This is a genomic window from Sutterella seckii (assembly GCF_009183815.1).
Lineage (GTDB): Bacteria > Pseudomonadota > Gammaproteobacteria > Burkholderiales > Burkholderiaceae_F > Sutterella > Sutterella seckii.
The window spans coordinates 1-10,746 of record NZ_WEHX01000084.1 but is presented as its reverse complement, the minus strand read 5'-3'; the positions used below and the strand labels follow the sequence as shown (position 1 = coordinate 10,746).

The 10,746-nt window shown below is 61.2% G+C and carries 10 protein-coding genes; 4 read left to right on the top strand and 6 right to left on the bottom strand.

The window, feature by feature from the left end; all coding sequences use genetic code 11:
• Window positions 1-184: 184 nt before the first annotated feature.
• A complete protein-coding gene (locus tag GBM95_RS09560) occupies window positions 185-1,726 on the bottom strand; it encodes a Na+/H+ antiporter NhaC family protein (RefSeq protein ID WP_152158892.1) in 1,542 nt (513 codons plus the stop codon).
• Window positions 1,727-2,131: 405 nt separating this feature from the next.
• Between GBM95_RS09560 and GBM95_RS09555 the strand changes: the two genes are divergently transcribed.
• Both GBM95_RS09555 and bcp read left to right on the top strand, forming a co-directional pair.
• The gene (locus GBM95_RS09555; protein WP_152158891.1) at window positions 2,132-3,523 is read left to right on the top strand and encodes a nitronate monooxygenase; all 1,392 of its coding nucleotides are present in this window, start codon (window positions 2,132-2,134) and stop codon (window positions 3,521-3,523) included.
• A gap of 273 nt (window positions 3,524-3,796) precedes the next feature.
• Window positions 3,797-4,267: a thioredoxin-dependent thiol peroxidase gene (gene bcp, locus GBM95_RS09550; protein WP_152158890.1), complete on the top strand. Its 471-nt coding sequence runs from the start codon at window positions 3,797-3,799 to the stop codon at window positions 4,265-4,267.
• A gap of 90 nt (window positions 4,268-4,357) precedes the next feature.
• Here the strand turns inward: bcp and GBM95_RS09545 are convergent, their stop codons facing one another.
• The 4 genes from GBM95_RS09545 to GBM95_RS09530 form a co-directional block, all read right to left on the bottom strand.
• Complete coding sequence (locus GBM95_RS09545) at window positions 4,358-4,702, bottom strand: cytochrome c3 family protein (protein ID WP_152158889.1); 345 nt, start codon at window positions 4,700-4,702, stop codon at window positions 4,358-4,360.
• Between the two features lie 95 nt (window positions 4,703-4,797).
• Window positions 4,798-6,387: an FAD-dependent oxidoreductase gene (locus GBM95_RS09540; protein ID WP_226963260.1), complete on the bottom strand. Its 1,590-nt coding sequence runs from the start codon at window positions 6,385-6,387 to the stop codon at window positions 4,798-4,800.
• A gap of 130 nt (window positions 6,388-6,517) precedes the next feature.
• Window positions 6,518-7,129, bottom strand: a complete 612-nt coding sequence (locus tag GBM95_RS09535) for a response regulator transcription factor (protein WP_152158888.1) — start codon at window positions 7,127-7,129, stop codon at window positions 6,518-6,520.
• The gene (locus GBM95_RS09530; protein ID WP_152158887.1) at window positions 7,104-8,936 is read right to left on the bottom strand and encodes a sensor histidine kinase; all 1,833 of its coding nucleotides are present in this window, start codon (window positions 8,934-8,936) and stop codon (window positions 7,104-7,106) included. The genes GBM95_RS09535 and GBM95_RS09530 overlap by 26 nt, the downstream gene beginning before the upstream one ends.
• Window positions 8,937-9,283: 347 nt before the next feature.
• Here GBM95_RS09530 and GBM95_RS09525 point away from each other — a divergent pair, with 347 nt between their 5' ends.
• On the top strand, window positions 9,284-10,069 hold the full coding sequence (locus tag GBM95_RS09525) for a hypothetical protein (RefSeq protein WP_152158886.1): 786 nt from the start codon (window positions 9,284-9,286) through the stop codon (window positions 10,067-10,069).
• Window positions 10,070-10,136: 67 nt separating this feature from the next.
• On the opposite strand, the gene GBM95_RS13050 is transcribed toward GBM95_RS09525, so the two are convergent.
• Entirely contained in the window at window positions 10,137-10,271 is a 135-nt protein-coding gene (locus GBM95_RS13050; protein ID WP_264298097.1) for a hypothetical protein, read from the bottom strand.
• Here GBM95_RS13050 and GBM95_RS09520 point away from each other — a divergent pair.
• Window positions 10,270-10,656, top strand: a complete 387-nt coding sequence (locus tag GBM95_RS09520) for a biotin carboxylase N-terminal domain-containing protein (RefSeq protein WP_226963259.1) — start codon at window positions 10,270-10,272, stop codon at window positions 10,654-10,656. The two genes, GBM95_RS13050 and GBM95_RS09520, sit on opposite strands and share 2 nt — an antisense overlap.
• The last annotated feature ends 90 nt before the right edge of the window (window positions 10,657-10,746 follow it).

Sequence of the window (10,746 nt, the reverse complement as noted above, 5' to 3'; positions counted from 1 at the left end):
CACGACGGACACCCTTGCCTCTGGCTGTGAGCTTGGCACTACCTCCTGCTCATCGGGACTTTCACCCTATAGAAATCGCCCATGCCGGGCACACGGCAAAAAAATCCCCCGGCGCCGAAGAGGACTTTCCGGGGGATTTTTCGGGACCGCTCGCGGCGGTCCCGGGAACTTTCAGTGCAGTCAATCAGGCTGCGGCAGCCTTCTGCTTTCCGCGCAGGCTGTGGAGAACCACAACCGACACGATCAGAAGAAGGAGCGCCGTGCCGAGCGAGAGCCAGAGGTTGCCGTGCGAGAGGCCGGCGACGAGGTACCCCACGGCCGAGCAGGCGGCAACGAGAAGCGCATAGGGAAGCTGCGTCGCCACGTGCTCGATGTGGTTGCACCCGGCGCCTGCCGACGAAAGAATCGTCGTATCGGAAATCGGAGAGCAGTGGTCGCCGAAGACAGAACCCGCGAGGGTGGCCGAAAGAACGACGATCGTGAGCGAGGGATCAATGCCCTGAACGACCGGCACGACGATCGGGATGAGGATGCCGAAGGTGCCCCAGGCCGTGCCCGTCGAGAAGGCGAGGAAGGCCGCGATCACGAAGACGACCGCCGGGAGGAAGAGCGAGAGGCCCGCGCCCGACTGCGTCACGATGGACTCGACGAACTGCGGCGTGCTGATGAGGTCGCGGCAGACGCCCGAGAGCGTCCAGGCGAGAATCAGAATGATGTTGGCCGGAAGCATGAGCTTCATGCCTTCAAGAAGCCCCTGCATGAAGTCGGCGAAGGGAACGAGCTTTCTCGGCACGTAAAGAAGGAAGGCGACGAGCACGGAGCCGAAGGCCGCCCACACGAGGGCCGAAGCGGCCGACGAATTCCCGATCGAGGCCTGGAACGAGTGGTACGCCGGATCGGCGCCCCAGTAGCCGCCCGAATACATGAGCGAAAGGACGGCGAGCACGATGAGGGCGCAGATCGGAATCAGCATGTCGGAGACGCGGCCCCTGGGATTGGGCTTCGGGGGTTCCGCTCCGCCCCCTCTCACGCCGCCCGTGTCGCCCGCGGCAGCGCGTTCTTCAGAGCGGCGCATCGGCCCGAAGTCGAGGCCCGTGGCGATGATGAAGAACACCATGAAGATCGAGAGGAGCGCGTAGAAGTTCCAGGGAATCGAGGCGATGAAGGCCGCCATGTCGGACTCAAAGACGCCGTTGCCCTTCAGGGACGAGCCCACAGCTGCCGCCCAGGAGGAGACCGGCGCGATGATGCAGACCGGAGCCGCCGTCGAGTCGATGATATAGGCGAGCTTCGCGCGCGAGACGTTGTAGCGGTCGCAGAGCGGACGCATCACAGTGCCGACGGAGAGGCAGTTGAAGTAGTCGTCGATGAAGATCAGGATGCCGAGGCCCGAGGTCGAGAAGAGCGTCGCGCGGCGCGTCTTCACGCGCTCGACCGCCCAGTTGCCGTAGGCCTTCGTGCCGCCCGACATGGCAACCACGTAAACCAGGGCGCCCAGAAGCGAGGTGAAGATCAGGATGTTGAAGTCGACCTTGTTGCCCATCAGCGTGAAGGTCGTCTGCAGCGTATCCATGATGACGTTCCCGTCGGTGCCGATCGTGTAGATCAGGGTGCCCGTCAGGATGCCGATCAGGAGGGATGAGAGCACTTCCTTCGTCAGAAGCGCAAGAACGATGGCAACAATCGGCGGAACGATGGACAGCCATCCAGCGGCATAGGGTTCCATATTTTTTGTTTTTGTCTCTGAGGATGCCTTCGAGGGCGCGATTCAAGGATCAGACTGCGCAGGCACCCGGTTCATCGGGGAAGGCTCTGCCTCTTAAAGGGCAGAGCCGGAAACTTTTCCGCATTATGCAACAAGTTGTTGCTTGGGAAATGTTTTGAGAAGAACGGGCGCAACGCCGGCCGCTCGCCCGAAAAATCCCGTTCTGCCTACTCCGGAAGTCCGTCCCGACGCATTGCTCCCCATATCAGGGTTTTCTCCCATAGCATATTTTCGCTTCTGAAAACGAGCCTTTTTTTGCGGATTTATCCCAGTTTTTAAGCCCGTGAATCGGACTTCTGAAAAGAGAAACTTTCGAAACCTGAACGAGCGGCAGAGCTGCCGCCCCCTATTCCTTCGGAGTTTCAAATGACCTCACTCAGCTCCTACGCTCTTACGCTGCGCGGAAGAGACTATTCGCCCCTCATCGTGGGCGGCATGGGCACGAATATTTCCACGGCCGAGCTGGGTCTCGCCGTTGAAAAGCTCGGCGGCATTTCTCATCTTTCGGACGCCATGCTGATGGACGTCTCGGACCGCCTTTTCGGCACGCGCTTCACTGCAGCGAAGGCAAAGCTCTACGCGGGCCTGAGGGACGCCGCGGACAAATCGGCCGAACTTTTTGATCTCGACGCCGTTCGCGAAGCGACCATCCGCTACATCTCGAACGTCATGCAGCGCACCACCGGCCGCGGGCTCATGCTCATCAACTGCATGGAAAAGCTCACGATGAATTCGGGGCTCGATACGCTCAAAACCCGCCTCAACGCGGCGCTCGACGCCGGGATCGACGGCATCACGCTCTCGGCGGGCCTTCACCTCTCGAGCTTCCGCCTGATGTCGGAGAACAAGCACTTTCACGATGCGCTCCTCGGGATCATCGTCTCCTCCTCTCGCGCGCTCAACCTTTTCCTCAGAAAGAGCGCCGCAACCGGACGCCTCCCCGACTACGTCGTGGTTGAAGGCCCCTTGGCCGGCGGCCACCTCGGCTTCGGCATGGAGGACTGGAAGAATCATTCGCTCGAAGCCATCGTGAAGGAAGTGAAGGCGTTTCTTGCGGAAAAGAACCTCTCCATTCCGGTGATTGCCGCGGGCGGAATCTTCACGGGCGGAGACGCCGCGCGCTTTATGGGCGAGGTGGGCGCGAACGGCATTCAGGCCGCCACCCGCTTTGCCGTCACCGAAGAGAGCGGCCTCACGTGCGCCGCCAAGCAGGCGTTCTTCAATTCGAAGCCCGAAGACATCGAAGTGAACGGCCTCTCCCCCACGGGCTATCCGATGCGCATGCTGAAGTGCTCTCCGGCGATCGAAAGCGACATTCGTCCCAACTGCGAAGCCTACGGGTACCTTCTCAACCACGGCGAATGCGCCTATCTCAAGGAATGGAAGCTCCGTCATGAGGCGATGAGCGCGGGCGAACCCGTTCCCCCGAAGGAAAAGGGCTGCCTCTGCACCCATATGAGGAACTACAAGGTGTGGACGTGCGGCGCCATGGCGTCGCGCCTTCGCGAAACCTCCATCCAGAAGGAAGACGGCGAGTGGATCCTCCCCACGGCCGCCGACGTCTACGAGGACTACATGGAGAGCACGGGCAGCGAAATTCGTCTGCCGAAGGCCGCGCAGGACTACCTCAGGGAGCACCAGACTCACCAAGCGTCCCAGACGAACCTCAGTTCCGGATTCGTCCCGCAGGTTGCGCCCCAGTTCTTCAGGCCCTTTGCCGGCACGAACCGGGAAGTTTCCGCCAAGGCCGGCTCATAACTTCGCGGGCGGCATGACCGATTAAACCGCCTTTTCAAAAGGCTCCAGCCTTCTCCGGAAGTTTTCCCCGGAGAAGGCTTTTTTTTCAGCCGGAGGAATTCCGTTTTCCTCATCGAATCCGCCTCGTCGACGGACTGGTGCGGCAGAACGATTTCCTAACGGTTTTGCGCCCGGGAACGTTTTCGTTCCGGGACAAAACGGATTAGACTCCACCGCACTCAATCGAAAGGCTGTTTTCAATAGCCTTTAATTAATATCTGAGGAGACTTTCAGATGTCTGACCAGGAACTTGCTGCCGGCGCTGCCGCCCCCGACTTCACCCTTGAGAGCGATTCCGGCGAATCCGTCACGCTTTCTTCCCTGAGGGGCAAGGGCGTCATTCTCTACTTCTACCCCAAGGACAACACGGCAGGCTGCACGGCCGAAGCTCAGGGCTTTCGCGACCATCGCGACGACTTCGCCGCGCTCGGCTACCAGATTCTCGGCGTTTCGCGCGACAGCGTGAAGAGCCACTGCAATTTCCGCGACAAGCAGTCGCTCAACTTCCCGCTCCTTTCCGACAAGGAAGAGACGGTCTGCAATCTTTACGGCGTGATGAAGGAAAAGATGATGTGCGGCAGAAAGTGCTTCGGCATCGAGCGCTCCACCTTCGTGATCGACCCCGAAGGGAAGATCCTTCATGCGCTTCGCGGCGTCAAGGCGAAGACCCATGTTGAGGAACTCCTCAAGCTCCTCAGGGCCTGAAGCCTTTTGCTTCTGAAGTAGTCAAAAAAGCCGGATGCGTCCTGCGAGGGATGCTCCGGCTTTTTTCTGCCCGTTCATTCGGGACCCTGATCAGGGCACCCGCATGCCTCTGAATTCATGGCACTGGTCGCAGAGAAGCTGCGGCTTCTTATGTCCCTGGTGGCATTCAAGGCACTGCGCGCCTTCGATATGCGAGTCATGAGGATTGATGTCGAGGTCGGCCGTCTTTTCCGCCACCTTGGCCATCGACCCGTGGCAGGTTTCGCATTTCGCCGACTTCACGTCCGCTTTGGGCGGCGTTGTATCGTGGCAGCTCTGGCACTGAAGACCGCGCGCGACATGGCGGTCTGCAAGACCTTGCGCAGAGGCGCTTCCTTCAAAGAGGAACGCGAGCGCCATCGCGCAGCCTGCGAGCGTAAAGAGAGAACGCTTCATTTTTATTCGTCTCCTGATTTCACTGGCTGCGCGGTCGCTAACGGACCGCGGCAGCCGGGTTTGGGGTCAAGCGCTGTCAGCCTTGGGGGTGCTCATCAGCCCCAGGGCTTTTCAGCGGCAGCCGTGCGGCCGGCAATGCGGCCGAACACGCAGGCTTCCGCGTTGTTGCAGGCGCCCTGATAGATGTGGCCCCACATGGAACCGAGTTCGCCCGCGCTGTAGAGGCGCGCGATGGGGCGGCGGAAGGGATCGAGCACCTGACCGAGCTGATTGCGGCGCGGACCGCCCTGGGTATTGAGAAGCGTCGGAACGAGCTTCGCGGCGTAGTAGGGGCCGTTCGCATCGAGGGGCGCGGAAATGAGCGGGGCTTCGCGGCCTTCGAAGGAAGACTTGCCCTTCTTCTGAATCGGACGGCCGAAAGCCTTGTCTTCGCCGGCAGCGATGTCCTTGTTCCAGACTTCAAGCGTGGCGCGGAGGTTTTCCTCCGGAACGCCGATCTTCTTGGCGAGCGCTTCGATCGTGGGGGCGGAGACGATCACGCCCTTTTCGATTTCGGCCGAGTTGTCGCGGCTCCAGCGATAGCCCTCGCGGTTGATGGCCCAGCCCGAGGTGGCGCCGCCGACGATCGGTCCGCGCTGGCGGGCCTTTTCGTCGAAGATCACGTAGCACGGGATGCGCGGATAGCGGTGCTTGATCGGGTCGAGGACATTGACGGTGTAGACGCCCGTGTGGTTGTCCGCCTTTTCATTGCCGAAGCGCTTGCCGTCCTGGTCGACGTAGAACCAGCTCGCCGCGAGCATGTTGATCTGGAACGCGGTCTTGAGGCCCGGCACGACGAGGCCGAGCGGGCAGGAAAGCGCATTCATGTGCCAGAGGTCGGCGCCGGCCGCCTGAGCCATGCGCACGCCGTCGCCGGTGTTGCCGGGAGCGCCCAGCTGATGGAAGTCCTTGCCCATCGTGTAGTTGGAGAGCATCGTCTGGTCGAACTCGTAGCCGCCGGTGGCGAGAATGACGGCGCGGCGGGCCTTGACGGCCTCCCTGCGGCCCTCGATCTCAACCCAGACGCCCTTCACTTCATCGTTCTCGCGAATGAGTTCGAGGCCGCGGGCGTTGTAGACCACCGGAATCTTGCGGACCGTTTCAACGGCGTAGCGGTAGTTGTTGAAGAGCATGTCGCCGCCGCGGGTCTTCTGTCCCTTCGGGGTGCGGAAGCGCCACTTTTCAATGGCATCCTGCTCGGGGATGTTCTGGAAGCCCGCATAGCCGTAGACATAAACCTTCTGATCGGGGGCGAGCGAAAGGAGGAATTCCTTCGTCTTCATGGATTCCTTCACGAAGGCGCGCAGCTGCTCCTCATCAATTTCGCTGTTGGCGAAGGAATAGGTCTTCGCGAGGTACTGGAAGGCGCGCTCCTCGTTGTTCGGGATCATCACGCCGCCCGAGCTCACCGCGGTGTTGCCGCCGCCCTCGGCGAGCTTTTCGAAAATGACGACGGAAGCGCCGGCATCATGCGCGGAAATTGCGGCAGCCGCACCGGCGCCGCCGTAGCCGAGAACGACGACGTCGGTCTCGCGGTCCCATTTGGGTTCACTGAAGCTCTTTGCACTCGCCGCAGCGGGAACGAGCGGAGCCGCAGCAGCCAGAACCGCACCGCGAAGGAATGAGCGCTTGGACATTGAGGTCATTTTCTTCTCCATTTTTCGTTGAGATTTCGAAGGAAAGCGCCTTCGGCTTTCCTCATGGAGATGAATTTAGAAAATGACCCTACGTACGTACTCCCCGAGCTCATCAAACGAGAGCCTCTTTCCGAGGTTATCAGTCGGGAATCTTCGCCATCTCAAGAAGCGTTGAGAGTTCTGAAACGTTTTTGACGCCGAGTTTTTTGAAGAGCGTCTGCCGGTGCGCTTCCACCGTCCGCATGGAAATGCCGAGCCGCTCCGCGATCTGACGGTTGAGGAGTCCTGAGGCAAGAAAGCCCGCGATCTGCCGCTCGCGGTCCGTCAATTTCCTCACCGCCTCAATCGCGTCGAAGGGATCCGCCTCCAGGTCGGCGAACCCCGCGCGCGAGCGCGCCACGGCGTCGCGTACGGCGGCAATGAGTCTCGAGGCGTCCTCCGTCTTTTCGAGAAACTCCACGGCTCCGAGCTTGATCGTCGTCACGGCCGCATCGATGCTTCCCTTTCCGGTGAGGAAAATGATCGGAAGACCATAGCCGCGCTCGCGCATCGTGCGCTGAAGCTCGAGCCCGTTCATGCCGGGCATGTTGATGTCGAGAACCAGGCAGCCGGGGCGGGACGGCAGATCCTCGCGCAGAAACGCTTCGGCCGACGGATAAGCGGCAACGCACCAGCCTTCGCCTTCAAGCACGAAGGAAAGGCCCGTGCGGACGGCATCGTCGTCGTCAACAATCCGAATGAGCGGCTGCATCTCCTCTTTCCTCCTGAATGAGCGGAAGAATAATTTCGGCGCAGAGTCCTCCGCTTTCCGGGCGGGAAAGCACGAGCTTTCCTCCCATATCCTCTGCGAGCGACCGGACGATGGCAAGTCCGAGCCCGAGCCCCGAAGCCTTCGTGCTGACATTCGCGTCATTGAGGCGCTTCCAGGACTCTTCGTCGATCTGCGGCCCATTGTCGCACACCGCAATCACGGCTTCCCCGGCCTTTTGCGCGGCCTCGATCCGGATTTCCGGCTCTCTCGCGGAGGGTGCGGCCTTAAGGGCTTCCGCGGCGTTCTTCCCGAGGTTGAGCACCATCAGTTCAATTTCAAGCGGATTGGCTTCAACCATAAGCCTCCCCGGCACCTTCGACTCGAACCGAACGGCGGCGGGGCGGGACGTTTTGGAGAGCTCCCCGGCGGCCTTCCTCGCCGCATCCGCGAGATCGAGCGGCGCCCGTCCGCGAAGCCCCTTTGCGTATCCGCGCACCTGGTCGACGATCGATGCGGCGCGCTTCGTCTGCTCCTCGATCCGTTCAATGAAATCAATGGTGCCTTCGCGGGTATCCGTCTTATTTTCAAATCTCCTCAGGAGGCCGTACGCATAAAGCGAGATGCTCGCGAGGGGCTGGCGGAGCTCGTGCGCGATCATCGAGGACATCTGACCGACGATGCCGATGCGCTGAAGCCTTCCGAGCCTGAGTTCGGCTTCATGCGTTTCCCGCTCGAGCTCCCGTTCGCGCGTGAGCGACGCCTCGAGCTCTCTCGTGCGGCGGCGCACCAGATAGGAGACCGTGGCCGAGTGAAAAAGAAGTGCAAGGAGAAACGTTATCCCGATGCTGAAGGGGAGCGAATGCTCCCTGACGAAGCGCATGAAGCTGAAGTTCCTCAGATACGCGTAGGGCCCGACCCGGAGGTCGAAAAGCAGCTTGTCGACAGTCCTGAAGTCCGTGGCGACGCTCCACTCGAGGCCATTTTCAATAGGCTTCATCGCGAGAAGCGCCGCCGCCACTTCCGCGCTCACCTTCGGAGGCGTCCCGGGCAGCGTCGAAACCGTCCAGTTGGGATAAAGGTCCGTCGACGTCATGCAGTCGATCCGGCCGTCGGGCGCTCTCGGATCAAGGACGCGGAATTTTGCAAGGTCCGCGCCGATGTCTTCGAGAAAGCATGCCCTGACGACGCCGGCATCCGTGCTTCCTTCCTCAACGCTTTTGACGACGCGCGCCATCTCGTGGCCCTGCCAATCAATGCGGGAAAAGAAATGGTCGGCCTCGGGGAGGTGACGTCGAAGAAGCTCCCCTGCCGCGGTCTGCCAGCCGGAAAAGGCGTATTGGTGGGTCGCCGCGACGCTCTTTCCCTCAAGATCACGGATGGTCTGAATGTCCGTGCGGTCCTTCCGGACAAAAAATACCGAGCCGTCTGCATGATTGGGGTCCGGAGCTCTTGTCGAGACCGCCGTTGCGAGATCCCTCACGCCCGCGCCTTCAATGGCTAGCCGCCGGTAGGTGCCGGCAGAAGAAATGATGATGTCGACCTCGCCCTTCTTCGCCGCCTCCTGAAGCGCCGCAACCGAAAACTCCCTGACCTCGAGCCGATCGCCGCCGAGCGTCTCTTCGAGCGTCTTCACGGTTGCCGGCAGGATGGGAAGATTCACCGAATAGTCGGCAAATTCGCTGATCCCGATGCGGATCGCCTGCGGACTTCCCGGCATTTTCTCTGCACCGTGAGCGGGCAGAAGAATGGAGAAGAGGAGCCCGCCCGTCATGAGAGCGGCAAAAAGAGGATGTCTGCGGAACGACATGTTTCGGACCTGGAGAGCGGAGTGCACGGAAAAGTTTTAGCACACCTCTCCATCCCGCATGCGCATCGGCCGCGAGCCTCAGGGGGCACCCGTGAGAGCGGCCCGTCATCGTCATACATTATTTGGGACGACATTTCGGGAGCAGGCGCCGACTGACGCTTTGCGGCCGCCGCACTAGGCAGAATGTCCATCGGCACTTTCTCTCAAGGGCCACTAGACGGGCGCAAAAGCTCTTCATTGAGATGCGTTTTGATGCGGCAATAAACGCTTTTCAGGCTGCTCCTGCTGTTAACCTGAAACGAGGCAAAGGATCTTTCATCCTTTGAAATTCCAGGATGCCCCGAACCATGCAGCCCGCCTATCCACGTCCGCCAGCGCCACTGCGCCTCGCTTCTGCCGAATCGGTTTTCCAGAACGCCCGGGAATATTTCGATAAGGGAGAGCTCCCGCTTTTCGGCTCAATCTTTGCCGACGAACAGAATGCCGGTCACGGACAGTACAACCGCGCCTGGGAAAGCCGCCGCGGGAACGTTCATGCGGCGATCCGCCTCCCGCTTGCCGGCGTCTGGCAGACAGCCGCAAGCGCCGCCGCGCTCGCCGCACTCATTGCCGACGAGCTTGAGGCTTTGGGCTACGCCGTCCTCATCAAGTGGCCCAACGACATCGTCGCGCTCACGCATAAAGGCGCCGCCAAGGCGGGCGGAATTCTGCTGAAGGAAATCGGAGGGCTGCTGACCGCCGGGATCGGCCTCAACCTCTCCTGGGCGCCGGGCGCCGACCTCCTGCGCGAGGGTGCGGCGCTCCCCGCAGGGAAGCTCGCGGATGCCGTGCCGCTTCACCAGAACGCGCCGGGGGCCTCACACGCACGCATCAACGACCCCTATCTCCTCTGGTGCCGCATCGCAGCGCGCATCGCGCGGGAAGACCCGCTAGAGCTTCTCGAGCGCTGGCGCGCCCTCGCCGAAGACTATCTCCTCTGGAAAGGCGAGAACATTTCCGTTCTTGACCCCGAGGGCCCGGGAAGCGGCCGGATCGAAGGGCGCCTCTTCGGGCTTTCCTCGGAGGGCGAGCTCGTCATCCAGTCGCACGCCCGCATGATCTCGTGCCTGCGCGGGAGCCTCACGCGGAACTGACCGCTCCGGAGACATTTCGAAGCTTCACCTCTTTCTTCTCTCTTCCCGCACCGGTCCCTGAGGTCGGTCAAAAAGCTTTCAGAACATCGAGAAAAGCACGCTGACCGCAGGGAAATCCGAGCATCGGAAGCTCTTCGGAGCGGGGAAACAACAAAAAAATCCAGCCAATCACCACACGCTTATTAGGAAGGAAATCCAGCATGCAGCAACGCTCTTTTGAGGAGGTCCGCGAAAGCCTGCGCGGCAAGGTCATCCTTGTTGCAAACCGCGGCATTCCGGCAAGACGAATAGCCCGCTCCATACGCGAAAGATTCAATGCCGTCGCGGCCGTCACCGCGACCGACATCGACAAGGCGGAGCCGGCTGCCGCCTCCGCACAGGAACTCATTCTTCTCGGCGCAGACCCCCGCGCCTATCTCGATCTCCCGAAAATCATCCGGCTCGCGCGCGAACGCGGCGCCGTCGCCATTCACCCGGGCTGGGGCTTTGCGAGCGAAGACAACACCTTCCCCGAACTCTGCCGGGAAGCGGGCATAACCTTCATCGGCTCCTCGGCCGAAGCCATGCATCTCCTCGGCATCGGGTAGGAGGCATGGGATTAGTTCCCATGCCGTCCTCCCACACCACCGTACGTACGGTTCCGTATACGGCGGTTCCTAGTATCAAGGCTTAACGGC